The organism is Micromonospora sp. NPDC049274 (genome assembly GCF_040678875.1).
Classification (GTDB): Bacteria; Actinomycetota; Actinomycetes; order Mycobacteriales; family Micromonosporaceae; genus Micromonospora.
Genome location: NZ_JBFAQS010000019.1, coordinates 85,316 through 107,863 on the forward strand (window position 1 = coordinate 85,316; position 22,548 = coordinate 107,863).

A 22,548-nucleotide genomic window follows, 5' to 3' on the forward strand; every position below is an offset into this window, starting at 1 on the left:
TTGACAGCGCTACCGAGCCTGGTTGGATGGACTGCGCTCCCCGGGTCGCGGTGGACGCGGCAGGAGGAGGAGGCAGGGTGGCGGCAGGTCCCGACCCGGCGACCGGCGGGGTGTCGAACCACCGCAGGCGACGCTTCGACGTCCGCGTCGTTCCGCATCGACGCCGCTCGCCGTTCCGCCTGCGCGACTGGCGGATGAGCACCAAGCTGGCCACCGTGCTGGTGGTGCCGTCGTTGGCGTTCCTGGTGCTCGCGGGCGTGCAGACGAGCGCCCTGGTCGGACGGACGACCGCGCTCAACGACTTCTCCCGGCAGGTCGACATCGGTCGACAGATCACCGCTGTGGTGAACCAGCTCCAGCAGGAGCGGGACCGCTCGGCCGGTGAGCTGGGCGAGCTGCGCCGCGGCGGCGACCGGCAGGCCGCCGCGAGCGTTCTGCGGCCGTTGCAGGTGGCCTCCGACCGGGCGATGGCCGACCTGAGTCGGGCGGCCCGGCCGCTGGCCGACGCCGACGCGTCCTGGCGGGTGGCCTTCTCCGAGGCGCAGGAGGCGTACGACCAGGTGATCGACATCCGTCCGGCGATCCCGCCGGCGGTGCTCAGCAACGACACCATCCTGAGCAACTACCACCGGGTCGTGGGCGCGCTGCTGGATCTGCTCGCCGAGCCGACGCCGGGTCAGGACCGGGCGGCGCTGAGCGACTCGGTGCTGCGTTACGTGCAGATGGCCCGGGTCAAGGAGCTGTCCTCCCGCGTCCGCGCCCAGCTCTACGCCGCCGCTCGGGCCGGCCGGTACGGCACGGAGGACCGGGTGGTCCTCAGCGATCTGCGCGCCCAGCAGTTGACCGCCCTCGGCGCGTTCCGAGTGGCCGCCACCACGGACCAGATCCGCCGGTACGACGAGACGTCGGTGAACCCGCTGTTTGTGGTCGCCACCGAGCTGGAGGAGCGCAGCCTGCCGGTCGGGAACGCCCCGCCCGAGGTGCTGCCCTCGGAGCAGTGGTGGTCGGCCAGCCAACAGCGCCAGGAGTTGCTGCGGCAGGTCGAGGCGGGGGTGCTTGACGACGCGGTGCGCCAGGCCGACGACGCGAGCAGCGGCCAGTTGCGGACCACTCTGCTGGTCGTCGGTGGTGTCGTGGCGGTGTTGCTGGTCGCGCTGCTCATCTCACTGCTGGTCGGGCGGTCGGTCGCCCGGTCGATGCGGCTGCTGCGCAGCCAGGCGTTGCGCATAGCGCAGGTGGAGCTGCCGGACGCGCTGGATCGACTGCGAACCGTCACCGGCGGGGTGCCGGGCATCGAGGTGGCGCCGGCGGTGGTCCGTTCGCTCGACGAGATCGGGGAGCTTGCGGAGGCGTTCGTCGCGGTGCACCGCAGCGCCGTGACCGTCGCCGTCGAGCAGGCGTTGATGCGTCGCAACGTCAACGCGATGTTCGTCAACCTCGCCCGCCGCAGCCAGGTGCTGGTGGAGCGCCAGTTGGAGCTGCTCGACGATCTGGAGCGGGAGGAGAGCGACCCGGACCAGCTCGACAACCTGTTCAAGCTCGACCATTTGGCCGCCCGGATGCGCCGTAACGACGAGAGTCTGCTGGTGCTTGCCGGCACGGACTCCACCCGCCGGTGGAACCGTCCGGTGGGTCTCGGCACCGTGCTGCTGGCCGCCGCCGCCGAGATCGAGCAGTACCAGCGGGTCCGGCTGGATGCGGTCAGCGAGGTCAACGTGGTGGGTCACGCCGTCGGGGAACTGGTGCACATGCTGGCCGAGCTGCTGGAGAACGCGACCGCGTTCTCCCGCCCGGACACTGTGGTGCTGGTGACCGCCCGGGCCGAGGCGTCAGCCGCGTTGATCGAGATCGTGGACGACGGCCTGGGCATGAGTACGGCCGCGCTGGCCGAGGCGAACGCCGTGCTGGCCACCCCGCCGGCCGCGGACGTCGCGGCGGTCGAGCGGATGGGCCTGTTCGTGGTCAGCCACCTGGCGAGCCGGCTGGGCGTGCGGGTGCGGCTCGACGCGGGCCAGAGCGGCCTGGTCGCGCGACTGGTGGTGCCGGCCGCCCTGCTGGCCCCGGCCGGTGCGGTGGAGCTGGATCCACCGGCGCCGGCCCGGATGCTGGCGGCCAGTGCCGCGCGGAGTGCCGCGGCGCAGCGGTCGCCGGGCGCGTCCCGGTCGACCGGCGCACATGGGCCGGCCGCCGCGCCGCTGGACCTGCCGGTGGCCGGTCGCCCGCCGGCAGCGGCCGTGCCGCACCAGACCCGCCCCGTGCCGGTGCGCGCCGAGGACGTGCTGGCCCCGGCTACCGCCGCCTCCGCCGTCGACGGCGGCGGCGGCGGATGGTGGTCCCGGCAGGGACCGACCGGGCCGGCGGCCCCCGGCCCGGCCGTGCCGCCCGCAACGCCCGTGACGGCCGGCACGAACGAACGGGGCCTGCCGGTACGCGTGCCGATGGCGCAACTATCCGCGGTCACCCGCCCGGCCCAGCCGCAGTCGGCGCCGACACGCGCCGAGCTGGACCCGGAGGCGGTCGGCGGCATGCTCTCCCGGCTCTACAGCGGGGTACGGCGGGCCGAGGCCGAGGACACCACCGAGATACCGGTGCCACCCTCGTGGGGGCACGACGAAGGAGGACGACGACAGTGACGACGTTGAGCCAGGAGGCACGTGACCTGAGCTGGCTGGTGAGCGCGTTCGCCGAGCGGGTGCCCGGCGTGGCGCACGCGGTGGTGGTCTCGTCCGACGGGCTGCTGGTGGCGATCTCCGACCATCTGCCCCGCGACCACGCGGACAAGCTCGCCGCGGTGACGTCCGGGCTGATGAGCATCACGGCGGGCGCGGCGCAGATGTTCGACGGCGACATCGTCAAGCAGACGGTGGTCGAGATGGGCCGTGGCTACTTCCTGGTCATGCAGGTACGCGACGGGTCGATCCTGGCCACGCTCGCGGCCGGGGACGCGGACATCGGCGTGGTGGGTTACGAGATGGCCCGGTTGGCGAAGCAGGCGGGAGAGATGCTCACCCCCGCGCTGCGGGCGGAGTTGCAACAGGCGCTTCCCCGCTGAGCGTTCCGGCCGTGACCCGGACGGTCATCGGCTCACCCGCAGCCGAGCCGTCCGGGCCCGGCCGTCCGGGCGGCCCGCTCAGAAACCGCCCTCGGCGATGACGGAGCGGTACCAGTGGGCGCTGCGCTTGAGCACCCGACGCTGGGTGGCGTAGTCCACGTAGACCAGGCCCCAGCGCTGTTCGTACCCCTCGTCCCACTCGAAGTTGTCGAGCATCGACCACACGTGGAAGCTCTCCAGCGGCACCCCGGCGCTGATGGCGCGGTGCGCGGCGGCCAGGTGGTCGCGAAGGAAGGTGATCCGGCCGCTGTCGTCGACGGTGTCGTCCGCGGTCAGGGTGTCGGGGGTGGGCAGGCCGTTCTCGGTGACGGTGAGCGGGATCGGGCCGTAGTCACGGGTGACCCGGGTCAGGATGTCGTACATCCCGTCGGGGTAGATCTGTTGCCAACCGGCCTCGGAGGTCGGCCAGCGGTGTTCGGTGCTGCCGTCGGCGTTCACGTAGATGGGCGTGTAGTACTGCACGGCCAGCAGGTCGACCGGGGACGAGATCACCGCCAGGTCGCCGTCGCGGATGCCGCGAACCATTCGGCTCTGCGGGCCCAGGTCGGCCAGCACGTCCTGCGGGTAGCTGCCCTTGAGCAGCGAGTCGAGGTAGAGGCGGTTCTCGTAGCCGTCGTAGAGATGGGCGGCGGCGGCGGCCTCGGGAGAGTTGTCGGTGGGGTAGCAGGGGTGCAGGTTGAACGCGGGGCCGATCCGGCCGGTGCCGTTGCCGGCGCGCAGCGCCCGGACCGCGAGGCCGTGGGCCAGTTGCAGGTGGTGGGCGACGAGGTAGGCGGCGTCCGGGTCCTGCCGGCCGGGTGCGTGGTGGCCGATGAGGTAGCCGTTCTGCACGACGGTCTTGGGCTCGTTGATGGTGAGCCAGACCGGCACCGAGTCGCCGAGGGCGGTGAAGACCGCGTCGGCGTAGTCGGCGAAACGGTGGGCGGTGTCGCGTGACTCCCAGCCACCGGCGTCCTGCAACGCCTGCGGCAGGTCCCAGTGGAACAGGGTGGCCATCGGGGCGATGCCCCGCTCGTGCAGGCCGTCCACGAGTCGGCGGTAGAAGTCGAGTCCGCGCTGGTTGGGCGCGCCGGTGCCGTCGGGCTGGACGCGGGGCCAGGAGATGGAGAAGCGGTAGCTGCGCAGACCCAGCTCGCGCATCAGGTCAAGGTCTTCGGCGTACCGGTGGTAGTGGTCGGCGGCCACGTCGCCGGTGTCGCCGTTGCGGGTACGCCCGGGGACACGGCTGAAGGTGTCCCAGACCGACTCGCCGCGGCCGTCCTCCTTGGCGGCGCCCTCGATCTGGTAGGCGGAGGTGGCCGCGCCCCAGCCGAAGTCGCGGGGAAAGCGCAGCGGGCCGGCGGGCCCGGTAGGTATCGACATGGATTCTCCTCGTGGATACGGGGCCGCCGCCGAGATTCGGGAGCGCTCCCAGAATAGGTCAGGAGCGGCCGGCCCCGTGAGCCGGCCGTCACGGCGGCCGGACATGGCGGGTCGAGGCGGGTGAGGGCCCCGGACAGCGAACGAGGCCGACCGGGCGGCGCTTGGCGCCTGTCCCGTCGGCCTCTTTTCCCATCGTGTACGGGGGTTTAGTGTGGGGACGGGGGAGGGCAACCCCCGTCCCCACCGTAACTGCACACACACGGGCGGAATTTGGGTCCTGCCGTGCGTGTCGCGCGGGAGCCGGGCCACGCGAGTGGCTCTGGTTCCACCTCCCTCCCTGTGGCGGGATGATGGCTGACGGCGGCGTCCGGGCTGGCCCGCCGTCGGCCTTCGGGTTGGTTCCCCGGGCCCGCCACGAGGACGGTCCCGGTGATCTTCCAGTTGGAACCTTTGTCGATGGAAGCGCTCCCATCGACCGATGTTGCGACTGTAACGCCCGTCACGCCTTTGTGAAAGACCCAAAACGAGATCGAAACAACTGGGTGATCCAGCCCCCTGTGCGCTTGTTGTGGGAGCGCTTCCATGGCACACTGTCGATTCAACGCGACAGGAGCCAGTTCGCGTGGGCACGGGTCCGCCGAGGGCAGCCGGCAGCACGACTTCCGGTCACGGCACCCAAGCGCAGCCGGCGGGACCCCCTCCCGCGCGGGCCGCACCGCCGCACCCCGGCCGGGCCCGGGGCGACCACCTTCCCGGCGCCTCGAATCCCCCGCGTACCACCACACCCCGCGGGCAGGCGCCACGCCGGGGACCACCCCGGCCTGGTCCGAGGAGACACCGCGCACATGAGACAACTGGCACGACGCCGCCGAGTGGCGATAATCGCCGCCGCCGCGCTCGTCATCGGCGGGGTGACCCTGCCCGCCGGCGCCGCGCAGGCCGCACCCGCCTGCGACGTGGTCTACGCGACCAATGACTGGAACAACGGCTTCACCGCCAACGTGACCATCAAGAACCTGGGCGACGCGGTCAGCAACTGGACGCTCAAGTGGACCTTCCCGAACAGCAGCCAGCGGGTCACGCAGGGCTGGTCGGCCAGGTTCAGCCAGACCGGCAGTGAGGTCACCGCGACAAACGAGTCGTACAACGGCAACCTCGGCACCGGGGCCTCCACCACCATCGGCTTCAACGGCTCCTACTCGGGCAGCAACCCGAAGCCCACCTCGTTCACCCTGAACGGCACCTCCTGCAACGGCACCCCGGCCAACCAGCCGCCGACGGTCTCCCTCAGCCTGCCGACCGGGCCGTTCACCGCGCCCGCCGACGTGCCGCTGACCGCCACCGCCAGCGACCCGGACGGCACGATCAGCAAGGTCGAGTTCTACCGCAACGGCCTGCTGATCAACACCGACACCAGCGCGCCGTACGCGTACACCCAGGAGGACCTGCCGGCCGGCAACTACACCGTGCAGGCCAAGGCGTACGACAACGCCAACGGCATCGGTGTCGCCGAGAAGGCGTTCACCGTCGGCGCCGCCAGCGGCCCGACGCTGATCGCCACGCCGTCCGCGGTGAGCGTCAACGAGGGTGGCACCACCACCTTCAACCTCAAGCTCAGCGCCGCGCCGAGCGCCAGCGTGCCGGTCACCCTCACTCCCAGCGGGGACACCGACGTCACTGTCTCGCCGACCAGCGCCACGCTGACACCTACCAACTGGAACACCGGGGTCACCGTCACGGTCGCCGCGGCGGAGGACACCGACACCGTCGGTGGCGCCGCCACCATCACCGCGTCCGCGACAGGTCTCGCGTCCCTGGCGGTCAGCGCCACCGAGATCGACAACGACACCCCCGGCGGTGACAACGCCTACATCAAGAAGTTCCTCGACCAGTACGGCAAGATCAAGAACTCGGGCTACTTCAGCCCCGAGGGCGTGCCGTACCACTCGGTCGAGACGCTCATCGTCGAGGCGCCCGACCACGGCCACGAGACCACCTCGGAGGCGTTCAGCTTCTGGATCTGGCTGGAGGCCCAGTACGGCCGCGTCACCCAGAACTGGGCGCCGTTCAACAACGCCTGGACGGTGATGGAGAAGTACATCATCCCGTCGCACGCCGACCAGCCCACCGCGGGCTCCGCCGGCACGCCGCAGTACGCCGCGGAGTACAACCTGCCCAGCCAGTACCCGTCGGCGCTGAACCCGAACATCTCCGTCGGGCAGGACCCGCTCCGCTCGGAGCTCCAGTCCACCTACGGCACCGGCGACATCTACGGCATGCACTGGCTGATGGACGTCGACAACACCTACGGCTTCGGCCACTGCGGTGACGGCACCACCAAGCCGGCGTACATCAACACCTTCCAGCGGGGCACCCAGGAGTCGGTGTGGGAGACCATCCCGCAGCCGTCCTGCGACACCTTCAAGCACGGCGGTCAGTACGGCTACCTCGACCTGTTCGTCAAGGACACCGGCGCTCCCGCCAAGCAGTGGAAGTACACGAACGCCCCGGACGCCGACGCCCGCGCCGTGCAGGCCGCGTACTGGGCGCTGACCTGGGCCAAGGCGCAGGGCAAGCAGGCCGACGTCGCCGCCACCGTGGCCAAGGCCGCCAAGATGGGCGACTACCTGCGGTACGCGATGTTCGACAAGTACTTCAAGAAGATCGGCAACTGCGTCGGGGCCAGCACCTGCCCCGCCGGCAGCGGCAAGGACTCGGCGCACTACCTGCTGTCCTGGTACTACGCCTGGGGCGGCGCGTACGACGCCAGCCAGAACTGGTCCTGGCGGATCGGCTCCAGCCACAACCACTTCGGCTACCAGAACCCGTTCGCGGCCTGGGCGCTGACCAACACCCCGGAGCTCAAGCCGCAGTCGTCGACCGCGGTCGCCGACTGGACCAAGAGCTTCGACAGGCAGCTGGAGTTCTACACCTGGCTGCAGTCCGCCGAGGGCGGCATCGCCGGCGGCGCGACCAACAGCTGGGACGGCAGCTACGCCCAGCCGCCGTCGGGCACCAGCACCTTCTACGGCATGTTCTACGACGTCGACCCGGTCTACAACGACCCGCCGTCGAACCAGTGGTTCGGTATGCAGGCGTGGTCGATGCAGCGCATCGCCGAGCTGTACCTGCAGACCGGCAACGCGAAGGCCAAGGCGTTGCTGGACAAGTGGGTGCCGTGGGCGATCGCCAACACGACCGTCGGCACCAACTGGTCGATCCCGTCGGACATGAAGTGGACCGGTCAGCCGACCACCTGGAACCCGTCCAGCCCGCAGCCCAACAGCAACCTGCACGTCGAGGTGATCAGCAAGGGCCAGGACGTCGGCGTCGCCGCCTCCTACGCCCGGATCCTGATCGCGTACGCGGCCAAGTCGGGCAACGCGGCCGCGAAGACCACCGCCAAGGGTCTGCTCGACGCGCTCGACGCCGCCAGTGACGCGAAGGGCGTCTCCACCACCGAGACGCGTGGCGACTACAAGCGCTTCGACGACACCTACGACGCGTCCACCGGGCAGGGCCTCTACGTCCCGCCGGGCTGGACCGGGAAGATGCCCAACGGCGACGCCATCGCCGCGGGCAAGAGCTTCCTCGACATCCGGTCGTTCTACAAGAACGACCCGGACTGGCCCAAGGTGCAGGCATACCTGAACGGTGGCCCGGAGCCGACGTTCAACTACCACCGCTTCTGGGCGCAGGCCGACGTGGCAATGGCGTACGCCGACTACGGAAGCCTGTTCCCGAACGGCTGAGAGCGACCCGGGGTGGGTGGAGTGCCCCACCCACCCCGGGGTTCGGCCGGGTCCGGGGGAACGATGGGACCCGGCCGGCGGACGGCCTGACACCCACGGTCAGGCCGGGGTGGGCCGGTCATCTGGCCAACGCAGCGGGTCGACCGGCCCACCCCACCGCCCGGACTGGAGACTGCCGCGAAAAAGCCCAGAAATTCGGGCTGGCACGGGATCACACCGATGAGGATGACGGAGTAACGTACGTCACCGGAGAGGCCGCTCCCCCCGTGGCGGCCTCTCCACTTTTATGCCCGTCGGGGCCTCTTCCCGGCCGGCTCGTCGGGCCGGCCGTCCGGGCCGCCGACGACCGGGTGACGCAGCCCCGGATGCCCGGCCGGCAACGACCGGCGCAGCACCACCCAACTCACGGCCAGCGCCGCCGCGACCAGCGGCCAGGTCAACGCGACCCGGGCCACCACGAGCGCGAGCACCTGCCCACTCAGGTAGAGCGGTACGAACACCGCCAGCCGCACCAGGTAGGTCGCCGTCCACACCCAACTGCCCCGGCCGTACCCCCGCAGCAGCGCCGGATCCCGTCGCCAGCGCGTCCGCTGGCCCAGCGCGGCACCGACCAGCACCCCGAGCAGCGGCCAGCGCACCACGATGCTGACGGCCCAGGCCAGCGCGCTCGCGGCGTTCGACAGCAACTGGATGAGAAAGAAGTTCTCGGCCCGGCCGGTCCGCACCGCGATCAGCGCCGCGACGCAGACGGCGAGCAGCCCGATCAGCACCGAGCGCGGCCGGTCACCCCGCCGCAGCCGTACGCCGGCCACCGCGACGCCCACGGCGAGCGCCGCGCCCACCCCGGCCCACAGCGACTCGCCGCCGAGCAGCCACCCCAGGGCGAACGCCACCGGCGGCAGGGTGGCGTCCACCGCGCCACGCCGCCCGCCCAGGAGGTCCGCCAGGGACTCGGTCCGTGCCGCCCGGTCGGCGTCCGGACCGGCCGTCGTCGCGCCGTCCGGGCCGGGCTCGACCTGGCCGGACTCCCGCTCCGGTGTGCCGCCCACCGCCACCTCCTCGCCTCCGCCTCAACCTAACCGCCGGGAGCCGGTGGGCCACCGGCCGACCGGCCGGCACCTGCCGCTACGGTGTGCGGATGCGCGCGACGGCACGGGGTTGGACCGCGGTCTGGTTGGTCGTACTGGCCCTCGTCCAGGCGGCCGCCTTCCTCGCCGTCTGGCGGGTGGCCGTGCACACCGAGATCGGCCAGTGGGTCGACACGGTCGCCCTGACCGGCAACCAGATCGGCCACGATCGCATCGACGGGCCGGTGGACCGGATCCTCAACGCGATGTCGGTCGTCTCCCTGCTCGCCGCCACCGCGATGATCGGCTTCATCGCGCTCATCCGCGGGCGGATCGCCCTGGCCGTCACCGCGACCCTGCTCATCGCCGGGGCGAACGTCTCCACCCAACTGCTCAAGTACGGTCTGAGCCGGCCCGACCTCGGCCTCGACCCGGAGCGCGTCGCTGTGGGTAACAGCCTCCCCAGTGGGCACACCGCCGTGGCCGCGTCGGTGGCGGTCGCGCTGATGCTCGTCCTGCCCCCCAAGGTGCGGGCCGTCGGCGCCTTCGTCGGCGCGAGTTACGCAGCCATCGCCGGGGTGGCGACCCTCTCCGCCGGGTGGCACCGACCCAGCGACGCGGTCGCCGCCTACCTGGTGGTGGGCGTCTGGGCGGCACTGGCCGGCCTGGTCCTGCTGATCACCCAGCGCGAGCAGGCCCAGATCGCGCCCGGTGACGCGCACCGCCTCGCCGCGATCCTGCTCGGCGTGGCCGGTGTGCTCGCCCTGATCGCCTCCGGCCTGGCCCTCACCTGGCTGGTGGACCTGCGCGGGACGGGCCCGGAGGCGTTGAGCCGCCGCGCCCTCTTCGTCGGGTACGCGGGCAGCGCCGCGGGCATCGCCGGCACGATGGCGCTGGTGATGGCGCTGGTGCTGACCGTCGTGCACCGGCTGGTGCCCCGGGTCAAGGGCTGAGTCGGCGGATGGACCCGGTCCGTACGGCGTTTCGTGCCGAGTGCCTACGGCTCACCGACGTCCTGTCCGAGCTGGACGACGCCGACCTCGACCGGCCGACCCCCTGCCCGCCCTGGAACGTGCGGGAGTTGATCGCGCACGTCCGCACCGGCGCCGGACGGTTGGCCGACATGCTGGCCGCACCAGCCCCGCCGCGCGCCGAGGTGGACGCCGCCGGCTACTTCGGCGCGGCGAAGTTCACCCCGCAGGTGGACGCCGCCCGGATCGAAGCCGCGCGGTCCGAGGCTGCGCGGTCAGGCGTGGCGCGGTCCGAGGCTGCGCGGTCCGAGGCTGCGCGGTCAGGCGTGGCGCGGTCCGAGGCTGCGCGGTCGGACGTCGCGCGCTCGGACGTCACGCGGTCGGATGTCACGCGGTCGGATGTCGCGCGGTCCGAGGCCGCGCGGATCGGTGCCGGCGGGCGGCTGGCGGGGCAGGTCCGACGGGCGGCGCTGTCGGTCGAGTTCGAACGCGCCTGGCAGGCTGCCGACGCGGCGGTCGCTGACGCCCCACCCGGGCGGGTGCTCCGGACCCGGCACGGTGACGCGATGAGCCTCACCGAGTTCCTGCGGACGCGCGTGGTCGAGGTGGGAGTGCATGGCCTGGACCTGGCCGCCGCGCTGGGTCGACCGCCATGGCTCACCCCGCAGGCGGAGGCGGTGATCGCCGACCTGCTCACCGGCGGGCGACCGGCGCCGGCCGGGTTGGGTTGGGATCGGTTGACAGTGATCCGCAAGACCACAGGGCGGGCGACGCTGACAGTCCCGGAACAGGCCGCGATCGATGCCGCCGGCTTCCGCTGGCTCGTCTTCGGTCGCTGACCCACCCGCCGGACCGGTCGCCCACCGGGCGCGCGAGGCGGCCCAAGATTCACGCAACTTCGGGGAAACTGCTGCCTCGCCGGCCCTGGATGCAGCAGTTTCCCCGAAACTGTGCGGATCTTGAACGGCCTCGCCCCGGCGTCAGCCAGCCTCGGCTGGTCAGCTCGCCGGGCGCGGGGCGGGCACGTGGGGGGCGACGCCCCGCAGGTGCGTGAGCACCACCGGGTCGATCCGCCCCGGCACCAGCCGCTCCTCCAGGTTCTCCAGCCCCGCCCAGGAGATCAGCGCCGCCTCCGTCCCGGCGTGACCCACCTGGTGGCCCAGCGCGCTGAGCAACGCCGCCACCTCGTCGGCGACCGCGCCGCTCAGGTCGAGCAGGGTCGCCGGGTCGGGTCGGCTGAACAGCATCGTGTGCACGGCCAGCAGTCGACCCAACTCGGTGACCGGGTCGGGGTGGTCGTCCACCCGCAGGTCGATCAGCACGTCGCTGGTGCCGCCGTACCCTCCGCCGCGCTCGACCACCAGCAGGCCGGCGCTCTGCCGGCCGCGTCGGTCCCCGCCGGCCTCGTCACCGGCGCGCAGCGCGGCGACCAGCCGCTCGGCGAACGGCAGCGCCGCAGAGGCCAGCCACGCGTCTCCCAGCGCGTCGACGACCTCCGGGCCGGTGAGCACGTTGCCCTGCGCGGCCCAGCCGTCGCCCGTCCGTCCACCGGCCCACGGGTGGCAGGCCGGGCCGGTCCAGCTCGCGCCCCGGCCGTCGGCCCCCACCACACCGAGCTGCCGGTGCTCGCGCTCGGCGTCGGCGGCGACCAGCCCGGCCACCACGTCGGCGGCGGCCACCCCGGTGCGGAGCAGCGTCAGCCCCTGCGGGCGGTAGGCGAGGTTGACGTGCGCCTGGGTGGCCAGCGCGCCGACCTCGGCCTCCGCCGCCGGCACCAACGCCCCGGCGGCGAGGAACTTGCTGGCCACGACGACGCCGTGGCGGCGGCCGTCGGCGGAACGCGCGACGAGGGAGAAGGTCACCCGCCGAGACTAACCGGCCTGCGGGCGTACGCCGACGGGTCAGAACGGCGTCGCGGCGGCCTCCGGCGGCGCGCCGCGCGCCCGACGGGCGTCGGCGACCGCGACGCCGCCCAGCACGACCACGCCGGTGGCCGACGCGAACAACCCCGGCAGGAACAGCAGCGGTACGGCGGCGGCCGCCAGCACCAGGATCGCGATCCACCGCGACGGCGAGACCCGCCCGAACACCTCGTACTCGAAACGGGCCCGGCCGGCCAGGAACAGCGCGGGCCCACCGAGAACCATGACCAGCCACGACCCCGTGGGGTGACCCAACGGATGCTCGATGATCAGCTCGTAGCCGATCGCCGTGGCGGCCAGGCCGACCACCATGACCAGGTGGGTGTCGGCCGCCGAACGGCCGATGTTGGCGGGGTGACGGGCCTCCATGACCGCCTCGCCCAGGATCTGCCCCGCACGCTGAACGTAGATCCGCCACAGCATGATCGACGTGGCCACCGCCAGCGTGATCGCCCAGACCTGCCCCGACTCGCCCGACCCCCGGGTGTACGCGAAGCCGGCAACCAGGATCGTCTCGCCCAGCGCGACGAGGAAGAACTGCTGGTAGCGCTCGGCCAGGTGCTCACCGGCGATCTCCCACTTCGAGATCGTCGACCGGCCCAGCCCCGGCACCGGCCAGCCGCAGCGGGCCTCCAGATACTCGACGAGCAGGGCCACCGTCCAGAGGATCACCTGCGTGTTGGTGGGCAGCAGCGCCCCGACGATCCAGAGCACCCCGGTGGTGGCGAACACCGCCGTCATGCGCAGCTTCAACCGACGGTACGGGTGCGGTCCCAGCGCGATCGCCAGGATCAGCGGCCGGGACACCTGCGCGACCACGTACGCCACCGCGAACGTCAACCCGGTCTGGCTGAACGCCCGGGGGATCGCCACCCCCATCACCATGCTGCACACCAGCGCGATCAACACCACGGCCTGCAGGGCCAGCCGGTACGGGTCGTAGCGGCTGGTCGTCCACGCGGTGCCCTGCCAGACCGCCCAGAGCGCGAGCAGCAACAGCAACGTCTTGCCCCCGCCGGTGACCGCTGCCCAGCCGTGCTCGGCCCCCGGCGGGTTGGTCAGGTCCTCGAACGCGCGCGTGGAGATCCGGGTGAGCGCGAAGACGTACACCAGGTCGAAGAAGAGTTCCAGGAACGTGGCCCGGCCGGGCGCGGCCGCCGAGGCGACAGGCTCCAGGTGTCCCGTTCCCCTGAAACCCATGGTCAGCGGCCTGCGCCGGTGCTCCGGTCCACCTCGAAGTCGTAACACCTCGCCCGGCACGGGCGGCCGGAAACCGGCGATTCTGCCCACTTCGGGGATCTTGCTCACGGGCCCCGTCAACGGGCACGATCGACCGGTGACGAATCGATGGGGCATGACGGTGCCGTTGGGCGGGATCCCGCTGGCCGATCACGAGGCGGTCTACGCGACCCTCGATCGCGCCGGGTTCACCGACGTCTGGTCGTCCGAGGTCGCCGGGACCGACGCGTTCACCCCGCTGGCCCTCGCCGCGGCGTGGCAGCCACGGCTGCGGCTGGGCACCGCCATCACCCCGGTCTTCACCCGCGGCCCCGGGCTGCTGGCGATGAGCGCGGCGGCGCTGGCCGAGGCCGCCCCGGGCCGGTTCGCGCTCGGGATCGGCGCGTCCTCGCCGGTGCTCGTCCGCGACTGGAACGCGGTGCGGTTCGACGAGCCGTTCCGGCGTACCCGTGACGTCCTGCGGTTCCTGCGCGCGGCGCTGCGCGGTGAGACGGTGGACGAGGTCTACGACACCTTCACCGTGCGCCGGTTCACCCTCGAACGGCCACCGGCGGTGCCGCCGCCCATCCTGCTCGCCGCGCTGCGCCCGGGCATGCTGCGGCTGGCCGGCGCCGAGGCCGACGGGGTCATCCTCAACTGGCTCAGCGCCGACGACGTGCCGCGGGCCCTCGCCGAGCTGGGGGAGCGTCGGGCCGGCTTCGAGATCGCCGCCCGGATCTTCGTCTGCCCCACCGAGGACGCCGCGTACGCCCGAGCGCTGGGCCGCCGGCTGATCACCAGCTACCTCACCGTCCCGGCATACGCCGAGTTCCACCGCTGGCTCGGCCGCGACGAGGTCCTCGCGCCCATGTGGCAGGCGTGGGCCGCCGGGGACCGGCGTGCCGCCAGCGCGGCCGTGCCCGACGAGGTGGTCGACGCCCTGGTGCTGCACGGCTCGCCGGAGCGGTGCCGAGCCCAGGTCCGCCGCTACGCCGACGCCGGCGTCGGCGTGCCGGTCCTCGCGCTGCTGCCCACCCCGGAGGTGACCGCCGGCAGCGTCGCCGCGCTGATGACCCTCATCGCGCAGTTGGGCACCGAGCCCGTGGGAGCGTCCGCGTGAACCTCACCGACCGGATCGCGGTGGTCACCGGCGGCGCCGGCGGCATCGGGGCGGCACTGTCGCGGCGCTTCGCCGCCGAGGGCGCGGCCGCGGTGGTCGTCGCCGACCTGGACGCCGAGGCGGCCCGAGCGGTGGCCGAGGGCATCGGCCCGGTGGCCCACGCCGCCGCCCTCGACGTCACCGACGAGGCCCAGGTCCGCGCGCTCGTCGACGACACCGAACGACGCTTCGGCCGCATCGACCTGTTCTGCGCCAACGCGGGGGTGACCACCGGCGGGGGAGTGGAGGTCGACGACGCGGCCTGGGACCGCGCATGGCGGGTCAACGTGCTCGCCCACGTCTACTCGACACGGGCGGTGCTGCCCGGCATGCTCGCGCGCGGTGGTGGTCACCTGCTGCACACCTGCTCCGCGGCGGGGGTGCTGACCGCGGTGGGCGACGCCGCCTACACCGCGACGAAGCACGCCTCGGTGGGTTTCGCCGAGTGGCTCGCCGTCACCTACCGCGACCGGGGCATCCGGGTCAGCGCCCTCTGCCCGCAGGGAGTGGACACTCCGATGCTCGCCGACGGCATCGCCGAGGGGCACCTGGGCGCACGGGTGATCGTCGCCTCCGGAGCGGTGCTCACCCCCGACCAGGTCGCCGACGCGACCATCGCCGGGCTGGCCGAGGAGCGGTTCCTGATCCTGCCGCACCCGGAGGTCGCCGACTACGCGCGCCGCCGCGCCGAAGACCCGGACGGCTGGCAGGCCGGTCTCCGCAAGCTGGTCCGCCGGCTGACCGCCTGACCGCCGCTACCGCGCGGGCACGCGCCCGATGGCGAGGAGATGCACGCTCGACGCGACAAGCGCCGGCTCGCTGGAGTACACCCGGGCGAGGTCCAGCGCGCCACCGAAGACCCTCTCCTCCGTCGCGCCGCCGATCGCCGCCTCCGCTGCCGTCCACGCCGGACCCTCGACCCCGTGCACGACCACCTCGGTCAACCCGGCGGCCCGGCACTCGTCGGTGATCTCCTCGACCCGGTGGAAGTAGGCGTGGGTGAAACCGATCCGTGGGTCGTTGGTGCCGTCGGTGAGCAGCGTCCGTGCCTCCGCGAGGGTCCGCTCGTCCAGTCGGCCCGTGGCCGCGAAGTCCAGCGCCCCGGCGAACCGCGAGATGACCGCCGCCACGACCCGGCCACCGGGGCCTGTGACGCGGACGGCCTCCCGCAGGGCCCGTAACCGATCCACGCGTCGCACCAGGTGGTAGAGGGGGCCCAGCAGCAGCGCGGCGTCGAAGGCGTCGTCGGCGTACGGGAGGGCACGCGCGTCGGCGACCTGCGCGTCGATGGACGGCTGGCCAGCACGGGCGTGCGCCACGTGACCCGGCACCAGGTCCACGAGGCGCACCTGGTGACCGGCGGAGACGAGCGCGCGAGCGTACGCGCCGGTGCCGCCGCCGACATCCAGGACCCGGGCGCCGGGCTCCGGCAGGAGGTCCCGCAGGAGTTCCAGCGTCCGGATCCACTCCAGACGCGCCTGGGGTCGGCCGGTCAGACGCTGGTCCTCACGGTAGTGCTGCGTGTAGTAGTCGACGATGTCGCTGGAATGCTGATCCACACGCTGATCGTCATCGCCGTGCCGCGGGCGCGCCAACGCATTTCACCCGTCCGCACGAGCCGGGCGGGTGGCGGTGGGAACGGAAAATCCCCCAGCGACGGGAGCTGCTTCCCCTCCGCCGGGGGAGGACCAACGCGTCCATCGGCGCAGATCATCGGTGCATGACTGTCACCGCCCGTCGTCACCCATCCGCAGCGTCCGGCCCGACCAGAGCGTGGGCGGTGGCGTGCGTCGTCTTCCTCGTCGGTGAGGTGGCTCTGCGTCTGTACTGGATCACGGGTGGCCGGTGGGGGTACACCGCCTGCGACCGCACCGATCTGGTCGACCCCGGGGGTGGGTGCGGCGCGGACCGCGTCGAGTCGCTGCCCTTCTGGGCGGGATGGGGTGCGGTGACAGGCGGCATCGTCCTCTTGGCGGTGGTCCTCTACGCCTTCCGGTCCTCCGGCCGCCTCGCGTCGGCGAGTAGTTGGGCCGCGGCGGCCCTGCTGACGGTCCTCGCCTTCCCGCTGCACCTGATCTTCGAGCTGCCGGCGGCGTTGTCCGGGCGTCCCTCGGACTGGCGTGACCTGGGCGCCCGGCTCGCGCTGTTGGCCGGTGGCATCCTGTTCGCCGGGCTCGCGAACGCCTCCGGTCCCCGCCGTACGCCGGTGGCCGCCGGCTACCGTCCGGTGCCACGGTGGGTACGCCGTTGGGCCTACGCGGCCGTCGCGCTGCCGGTCGTGGGCTGGGCCGTACCGCACGGGCTGTGGGCGCTCGGCGTTCCGTTCGGCATTCCCGAGCGGGAGTTGGACGACATCCACCGAGGCCTCTCGACGTGGACAGGCGTGGCGATCACGCTCGTCCCGCCGCTCGCCGGCCTGCTCGTACTCGGGTTGGTGCAGCGGTGGGGGCAGCAGTTCCCGGGCTGGGTGCCGGGGCTGCGCGGTCGACCGGTTCCCCGGCTGCTGGCGCTGATCCCGGCCGGGGCGGTGGCCCTCACGCTTGTCACCTACGGCGTGTTGAGCGCCGGGGTCGTCGTCGGTCGACTGGTGACGGGTGAACTGCCCTGGTCGGACGTGGTGCGGGAGTGGGCGGTGGCCGCCACGCTGCTGGTGTTCCTCGGCTGGGGAGTCGCGCTGGGCGTCACGACCACCGGCTACGCCCGCACCACCCGAGCACGCCAGGAGCGGACGACCGCCATCGGTGTGTCGTCGTGAGTCTGTCGGTCCCTCCACAATCGCCGGGGCCTCCGCGGCTCCGGCCCACACCGATCGGAGCAACTGTGAGCCATACCGACGTCGACAGCGCCTGGGCTGCCGATCCGAGACCCTGGGCCGTCTGGGCCGCCTACGCCGTCCCGCTCTGCGTCCTACCGTCCGCGCTGTGGCGACTGTCGCTCGTGTTCACCGACGACGCCGTCACGATCTGGTACATGGTCTTTCTGTCCGTCCTGTCGATGGGGCTGGCGCTGCTGACACTCGGGCTGGTGCAGCGCTGGGGACAACGGGTTCCGGGCTGGTCGCCGGTGCTCGGCGGTCGGGGGATCCCGGCGCGCGCGGTGGTGCTCGTCGCGCTGATCGGCGGATCGTTGCTCGTCGCCATCTGCGCGTACTTCGTCCTGAACCACAGGTTCCATTTCGTGCAGCGCACCTGGGTCGGGGTCGGAGAAGACGAACCGGTGCATACGCCTCCCGGCTGGGAGGTGCTCCGGTACTACGCCCCGATGCTGGCCTGGGGACCGCTCGTCATAGCCGTGGCCGTCGACTACGGTCGTCGGGCGGCCCTGGTTCGATCACCGGCGCGATGACGGCCCTCGGCGCGAGAGCACCCCGCCCCACCGGTGGTGGCGCCGGGCTCCTGATCACCGCGGAGAGCGGCGGGCTCGGCGCAGGGGACCGGGGTGGAGCGACCAGAGCAGGCGGCGCCACCGGGGGCGCGCGGAGCGCAGGGTGGCCACGTAGGCGGTGGCCACCTCGGCGGCCCGGGTCGCCTGATCCGGCGTCGCGGCACCAGGGGCGAAGCCCACCTGATTGAGCAGGGCCGCCAACTCGTCGACGGTCGGCCCGTCGCCGGTGGCCGGCTCGTCTCGGGGGACGCCGCTGCTGGTTGCGCCGCTGCTGGTTGCGCCGTCGCCGCTGCTGCCCGCTCGCGCGTCGGCGAGGGCCTGCCGGGCCCGTCCGGCCACCTCGGTCGCTGCCAGATCGTCACCGACCGGTCGACCGGCGAGCCGCAGCGCGTCGGTGACCTCCCGCCAGGCGCCGGCGATGCGCTGGCCGGGGTCACCCCGCACCAGCCGGTTGCGGGTGAGGGAGCGACGCATCGCCAACAGGGTCAGCAGCAGCGCCCCCACCACCAGCAGCAGACCACCGCTGCCGCCCGCGACCAGCACCGGCGTGGACACGCCACCTCGTGCGGGTGGGCCATCGGGGGCGGCCACCGGCTCCGACGACGCCGTCGGCTCCACTGTGGGCGGCGGCGCCTCCGACGGCGGAGGGTCCTCCGGGGTCGGACGGAAGTCCTCCTCCACAGGCCTCGGCTCGTTCTCCGGGCGGGGCAGCGGGTCGAACGCCACCCAACCCAACCCGTCGAAGAGCACCTCCGGCCAGGCGTACGCGTCACCGGCCCGCACCGGCCCCTGCCCGCCGGAGGAGAAGCCGACCACCACCCGTGTCGGCAGCCCGGAGAGCCGGCCCAGCACCGCGAACGCCGCCGCGAACTGCTCCGACGTGCCCCGCTGCCCGCCGCCGTTGCGCGGGCCGTAGAGGAAGAAGGCCAGGTTCGGGTACGCGTGCCCGCTCGGCGCGTCGGCCACCACCCGGTAGTGCTCGGCCAGGAACTGCTCGATCGCCGCCGCCCGCGCGTACGGAGCGCCGTTCTCCTCGGCGAGTTGGGCCGCCAACCGGCGCAGCGGGTCGGGCACCCCGTCGGCGACCCGCAGCACCCGGGCCACCTCCTCGCCGGCCGGCACGTTCGCGGTGGCCAGCAGATTGTTGTCCGGTCGCTCCCGGGCCGACGTCACCGTGTACCGCAGCCCCGGTGTCAGCCCCTCCGGCCGGATCAGCGTCCCCGTCGCCGGGTCGTACGCCACCCGCGCCCCGCTGACCTCGCGGGGCGTCGCCACGGCCGGGAGCAGCCGACCGCTCAGCTCCGCCACTGTGATGTCCTGCCGAACGGTCTCCACCGTGCTGTCCCGGGCCGGCTCGGTGGCCGGCAGGATCCGTCCCGCGTTGCGGTACGTCGCACCGACCCGCCAGGTGATCCCGTCATAGTCGCTGAGCACCGCCAACCGGATCCGTACGCTGCGGGCCGCCTTCGGGTCGTCCGTGTTGCCTGCGGGCGGGGCCGCGCCCACCGTGCTCACGTCGAGGAGCTTCTGCTCCGGGTGCAGCGCCCAGCCGGAGATCCGGATCAGCGGGTTCTCGTCGAGCGTCTGCACCTGCGGTGGCTCCACGTACCGGCGCGGGTCCACCGGCCGCCCGTCGACCTGACCGGCGACCACCGGGCCGAGCACCGCGACCAGGCCGATCACCAGGACCACGCCGAGCGCCGCCGAGGCAGCCAGCCGAAGCCGCACCGCCGCGCGCACCCCCGGGGCGAGACCCACCGTCGGATCCCCGCCGGCCGGCACACCCGACGGCGCGGCGAGCCCGACCGCCGCGACCGCTACGAAGGCCACAGTCGCCCCGATCGCAGGCTCGGCGTTCGGGCCGACCACGTAGAGGGCCGCGACGTAGAGCCCCGCGGCCGGAAGGTAGCCGAGCAGCACCCGGCCGGCGCGCAGCGCCACCTCCGCCCCGGCCAGACCGGCCAGCCACGCCGCCACCACCGGGACCAGCACCGTGTCCGGTGTGGGCTCCACCGGAATCATCGCCGTGAGCAGCCGCGGAATGCCGTTGCGCGCCGCGTCCGCGCTCACCTCCAGCAGGCTCCCCGGCAGGTCGGCGCGGGCGGCGGCCAGTCGCAGCGACCACAGCGTCCACCCGACCAACGCCGCCATCGACACCGGAGCGACCAGCCAGGACGGCAGCCGTCGGGCCGCCACGCTGACCAGCACCGAGCCCACCGCCGCGCCGAGCACCAGCCGGGTCAGCAGGTCGCCCGCGTACACCCGGCCGAGCACCACCCCGGCGAGCCCGGTGAGCGCGATCAACGCCAGCGGCACGACGGCCGCCCGCAGCAGGCGTACCACCCGCCCGGTCGCGCGGCCGGCTGTCGAGGGCACCCGCCGCGGGTCCGCCGCCACGTCAGGTTCGACGCCCGTCACCACCGGCGCACCCCGTCCCACTCGGCGGCGAACTGCGCGCCGTCCACCGCGTCGACCACCACCAGGCCGGCCGTGCCCGCGGGCGTCGGCTCGGCCGCGCCGAAAACCCCGACCACCACCGACGGGTACGCGCCGCGCAGCGCGCCGACGTGCCCCAACCCGTCCCGCCCACCGGGGCCGGTCAGGAAGATCAGCGTGTCGCCGAGCCGGTCCTGGCGCAGCCGGCTGGTGACCGCGCGCAACGCGTCGGCCTCGTCGGACAGGTCGGCGGCGGCGAGCCGGTCCAGTGGCGCCATCTCGGCGTCCCCCGGCCCACGCTCGATCAGCTCCGTGCCGACCAGCAGCATCAGCACCGGCAGGTCCGCTCGGTGCGCGGCGGTGACAACCGACGCCGCCGCCTCGCACGCGGACTCGAACGACTCGGCCACCCCGTCCACCCGATCCGGGTGCGCGGCGGCGCGGTTGTCCAGGAGGACGACCAGGCGGGGCAGGCTGGTGTCCACGTTCTCGCGCACCATCAGCTCGCCGACCCGGGCGCTCGTGCGCCAGTGCACCCGACGCAGGTCGTCACCCACCACGTACTCTCGCAACGAATTGAACGTGATCGACCCGTTCGGCACCCCGTCCACCCGGCCGTCGAGGCTGCGCCCCGCACCGGTGGGAACCGCCGTCAGCGGATGGATCCGAGGGTGCACCCAGACTGGCGTCGTCTCCCCGTACGGGCGGGCCAGCGCCACCAGGCCCAGCGGGTCGCGCCGGGTCACCCGCAGCGGACCGACCGGCACCACCCCCCGACGGACGGTCGGCACGTCGTAGCGGACCTCGGTGTCCCGCCCCGGCCGCAGGCGCAGCAGCGGCACCGGCACCGCACGGCTCCCACACCGGTCCTCGGCCAGCAGGTTCGCCGACCGCAGCCGGCCGGCGTTACGCACGGTGAGCGTCATGCTCGCCGGCTCCCCCCGCGCCACCCGGTCCGGGTCCGCCCGGCGGCCGACCAGCAGGCGGGGCCGCCAGGCCGCGGTCAGCGCCGCGTAGCCGACGGCCGCGCCGGCCGCCGCACCGAGCAGCGTCAACTCGGGGTACGCGAAACGGAACCCCAGGCCGAGCAGGACGACAGCGGCGACGAGCAGCCCGACTCCGCGGGCGGTGATCCCCATGGCGCTGCTGCCGGTCAGCCCTGCACCGGGGCGGGCTGCCCCGACGGCAGCGGCACCGGGACCGAGGCGATCGCCTGGCGCAGCACCTCCGCAGGGGTCACCCCGCGCACCTGCGCGTCCGGGGTGAGCAGCAGCCGGTGCGCGAACACCGGTTCGGCGAGCGCCTTCAGGTCCTCCGGCATGATCCAGCCCCGGCCGTCGATAAGCGCGTACGAGCACGCCGCCCGCGTCAACGCGATCACACCCCGGGGGCTGACCCCGACGCGTACCTGCGGATGGGTGCGGGTGGCGGCGGCCAGCCGGACCGCATACGCGTAGAGCGGCTCGGCGATGTGCACCCGGCGGGCCATCCGGACCATCTCCCCGACGGTCGCGGTGTCGGTGACCGGGGCGAGCGCCTCGGGGGAGCGGACCGTCGCACCGCGCAGCACCTCCACCTCGACCGCCTCGTCCGGGTAGCCGACGGACAGCTTCACCAGGAAACGGTCGAGCTGCGCCTCGGGCAGCCGGTAGGTGCCGTCCATCTCCACCGGGTTCTGCGTGGCGACGACCAGGAACGGCGACGGCACCGGGTGCCGCACCCCGTCCACGGTGACCGTGTGCTCCTCCATCACCTCCAGCAGCGCCGACTGGGTCTTCGGCGACGCCCGGTTGATCTCGTCAGCGATCACGATGTTGGCGAACACCGGCCCCGGATGGAACTCGAAGTCCCTGCTCGCCTGGTTGAAGATGGTCACACCGGACACGTCCGACGGCAGCAGGTCGGGCGTGAACTGGATGCGCCGCCACTGACCCTTCACCGTCGCGGCGATGGCCCGCGCCAGGGTCGTCTTACCGACCCCCGGCACGTCCTCCAGCAGCACGTGACCCTGGGCGAAGAGCGCGGTCAGCGCCAACCGGACCACCTGCGGCTTGCCGAGCACCACCGCGTTGACGTTCTCGGCCAGCCGGGCGGCCAGGGCGGCGAAGCCCTGCACCTCCGGCTGGGTGAGCGGCTCGTGGATGTTCACGGTCGGCGGTGCTCCT

At 73.1% G+C, this 22,548-nt stretch carries 17 protein-coding genes; 9 read left to right on the forward strand and 8 right to left on the reverse strand.

The window, feature by feature from the left end; all coding sequences use genetic code 11:
• Positions 1-77: 77 nt before the first annotated feature.
• Complete coding sequence (locus AB0K10_RS28045) at positions 78-2,633, forward strand: nitrate- and nitrite sensing domain-containing protein (RefSeq protein ID WP_363688331.1); 2,556 nt, start codon at positions 78-80, stop codon at positions 2,631-2,633.
• A 5-nt stretch (positions 2,634-2,638) separates the two neighbouring features.
• Positions 2,639-3,052 (forward strand): roadblock/LC7 domain-containing protein, encoded by a 414-nt coding sequence (locus tag AB0K10_RS28050; protein WP_197281421.1) that lies wholly within the window; start codon positions 2,639-2,641, stop codon positions 3,050-3,052.
• Positions 3,053-3,130: 78 nt separating this feature from the next.
• Here AB0K10_RS28050 and AB0K10_RS28055 read toward each other — a convergent pair whose 3' ends face one another.
• Positions 3,131-4,474 (reverse strand): GH1 family beta-glucosidase, encoded by a 1,344-nt coding sequence (locus tag AB0K10_RS28055; protein WP_363688333.1) that lies wholly within the window; start codon positions 4,472-4,474, stop codon positions 3,131-3,133.
• 845 nt (positions 4,475-5,319) lie between these two features.
• Between AB0K10_RS28055 and AB0K10_RS28060 the strand changes: the two genes are divergently transcribed.
• Positions 5,320-8,226, forward strand: coding sequence for a glycoside hydrolase family 48 protein (locus AB0K10_RS28060; protein ID WP_363688335.1), 2,907 nt, complete (start codon positions 5,320-5,322; stop codon positions 8,224-8,226).
• A gap of 284 nt (positions 8,227-8,510) precedes the next feature.
• On the opposite strand, the gene AB0K10_RS28065 is transcribed toward AB0K10_RS28060, so the two are convergent.
• Positions 8,511-9,173: a DUF3159 domain-containing protein gene (locus AB0K10_RS28065; protein ID WP_363688428.1), complete on the reverse strand. Its 663-nt coding sequence runs from the start codon at positions 9,171-9,173 to the stop codon at positions 8,511-8,513.
• 185 nt (positions 9,174-9,358) lie between these two features.
• Between AB0K10_RS28065 and AB0K10_RS28070 the strand changes: the two genes are divergently transcribed.
• Both AB0K10_RS28070 and AB0K10_RS28075 read left to right on the forward strand, forming a co-directional pair.
• Complete coding sequence (locus tag AB0K10_RS28070; RefSeq protein ID WP_363688337.1) at positions 9,359-10,246, forward strand: phosphatase PAP2 family protein; 888 nt, start codon at positions 9,359-9,361, stop codon at positions 10,244-10,246.
• Positions 10,247-10,254: 8 nt separating this feature from the next.
• Entirely contained in the window at positions 10,255-11,103 is an 849-nt protein-coding gene (locus tag AB0K10_RS28075) for a maleylpyruvate isomerase N-terminal domain-containing protein (RefSeq protein ID WP_363688339.1), read from the forward strand.
• A gap of 159 nt (positions 11,104-11,262) precedes the next feature.
• On the opposite strand, the gene AB0K10_RS28080 is transcribed toward AB0K10_RS28075, so the two are convergent.
• Together AB0K10_RS28080 and AB0K10_RS28085 are read right to left on the reverse strand one after the other, a co-directional pair.
• Positions 11,263-12,126: a DUF1028 domain-containing protein gene (locus AB0K10_RS28080; protein ID WP_363688341.1), complete on the reverse strand. Its 864-nt coding sequence runs from the start codon at positions 12,124-12,126 to the stop codon at positions 11,263-11,265.
• 39 nt (positions 12,127-12,165) lie between these two features.
• Complete coding sequence (locus AB0K10_RS28085) at positions 12,166-13,386, reverse strand: low temperature requirement protein A (protein WP_363688343.1); 1,221 nt, start codon at positions 13,384-13,386, stop codon at positions 12,166-12,168.
• A gap of 154 nt (positions 13,387-13,540) precedes the next feature.
• Between AB0K10_RS28085 and AB0K10_RS28090 the strand changes: the two genes are divergently transcribed.
• Together AB0K10_RS28090 and AB0K10_RS28095 are read left to right on the forward strand one after the other, a co-directional pair.
• Positions 13,541-14,524: an LLM class F420-dependent oxidoreductase gene (locus AB0K10_RS28090; protein WP_363688430.1), complete on the forward strand. Its 984-nt coding sequence runs from the start codon at positions 13,541-13,543 to the stop codon at positions 14,522-14,524.
• A complete protein-coding gene (locus tag AB0K10_RS28095; RefSeq protein ID WP_363688345.1) occupies positions 14,521-15,312 on the forward strand; it encodes an SDR family oxidoreductase in 792 nt (263 codons plus the stop codon). Before AB0K10_RS28090 ends, AB0K10_RS28095 begins: the two co-directional genes overlap by 4 nt.
• Positions 15,313-15,318: 6 nt before the next feature.
• On the opposite strand, the gene AB0K10_RS28100 is transcribed toward AB0K10_RS28095, so the two are convergent.
• Entirely contained in the window at positions 15,319-16,122 is an 804-nt protein-coding gene (locus AB0K10_RS28100) for a methyltransferase domain-containing protein (protein WP_363688347.1), read from the reverse strand.
• 161 nt (positions 16,123-16,283) lie between these two features.
• Between AB0K10_RS28100 and AB0K10_RS28105 the strand changes: the two genes are divergently transcribed.
• Both AB0K10_RS28105 and AB0K10_RS28110 read left to right on the forward strand, forming a co-directional pair.
• Positions 16,284-17,318, forward strand: a complete 1,035-nt coding sequence (locus AB0K10_RS28105; RefSeq protein ID WP_363688349.1) for a hypothetical protein — start codon at positions 16,284-16,286, stop codon at positions 17,316-17,318.
• Positions 17,319-17,383: 65 nt separating this feature from the next.
• A complete protein-coding gene (locus AB0K10_RS28110) occupies positions 17,384-17,908 on the forward strand; it encodes a hypothetical protein (protein ID WP_363688351.1) in 525 nt (174 codons plus the stop codon).
• Between the two features lie 54 nt (positions 17,909-17,962).
• On the opposite strand, the gene AB0K10_RS28115 is transcribed toward AB0K10_RS28110, so the two are convergent.
• From AB0K10_RS28115 to AB0K10_RS28125, 3 genes are read right to left on the reverse strand one after another with little or no spacing between them, the layout of a single operon-like run.
• Positions 17,963-20,365, reverse strand: a complete 2,403-nt coding sequence (locus AB0K10_RS28115; RefSeq protein ID WP_363688353.1) for a transglutaminaseTgpA domain-containing protein — start codon at positions 20,363-20,365, stop codon at positions 17,963-17,965.
• Positions 20,362-21,522, reverse strand: coding sequence for a DUF58 domain-containing protein (locus tag AB0K10_RS28120; RefSeq protein ID WP_363688355.1), 1,161 nt, complete (start codon positions 21,520-21,522; stop codon positions 20,362-20,364). The genes AB0K10_RS28115 and AB0K10_RS28120 overlap by 4 nt, the downstream gene beginning before the upstream one ends.
• Positions 21,523-21,536: 14 nt before the next feature.
• Entirely contained in the window at positions 21,537-22,532 is a 996-nt protein-coding gene (locus AB0K10_RS28125) for a MoxR family ATPase (RefSeq protein WP_363688357.1), read from the reverse strand.
• Positions 22,533-22,548: the final 16 nt, after the last annotated feature.

Bases quoted from the DNA above. Each gene is read 5' to 3' on its own strand.
- AB0K10_RS28055 (WP_363688333.1), bottom strand. From the start codon at position 4,474: ATGTCGATACCTACCGGGCCCGCCGGCCCGCTGCGCTTTCCCCGCGAC.
- AB0K10_RS28060 (WP_363688335.1), top strand. From the start codon at position 5,320: ATGAGACAACTGGCACGACGCCGCCGAGTGGCGATAATCGCCGCCGCC.
- AB0K10_RS28075 (WP_363688339.1), top strand. From the start codon at position 10,255: ATGGACCCGGTCCGTACGGCGTTTCGTGCCGAGTGCCTACGGCTCACC.
- AB0K10_RS28085 (WP_363688343.1), bottom strand. From the start codon at position 13,386: ATGGGTTTCAGGGGAACGGGACACCTGGAGCCTGTCGCCTCGGCGGCC.
- AB0K10_RS28090 (WP_363688430.1), top strand. From the start codon at position 13,541: ATGACGGTGCCGTTGGGCGGGATCCCGCTGGCCGATCACGAGGCGGTC.
- AB0K10_RS28105 (WP_363688349.1), top strand. From the start codon at position 16,284: ATGACTGTCACCGCCCGTCGTCACCCATCCGCAGCGTCCGGCCCGACC.
- AB0K10_RS28120 (WP_363688355.1), bottom strand. From the start codon at position 21,522: ATGGGGATCACCGCCCGCGGAGTCGGGCTGCTCGTCGCCGCTGTCGTC.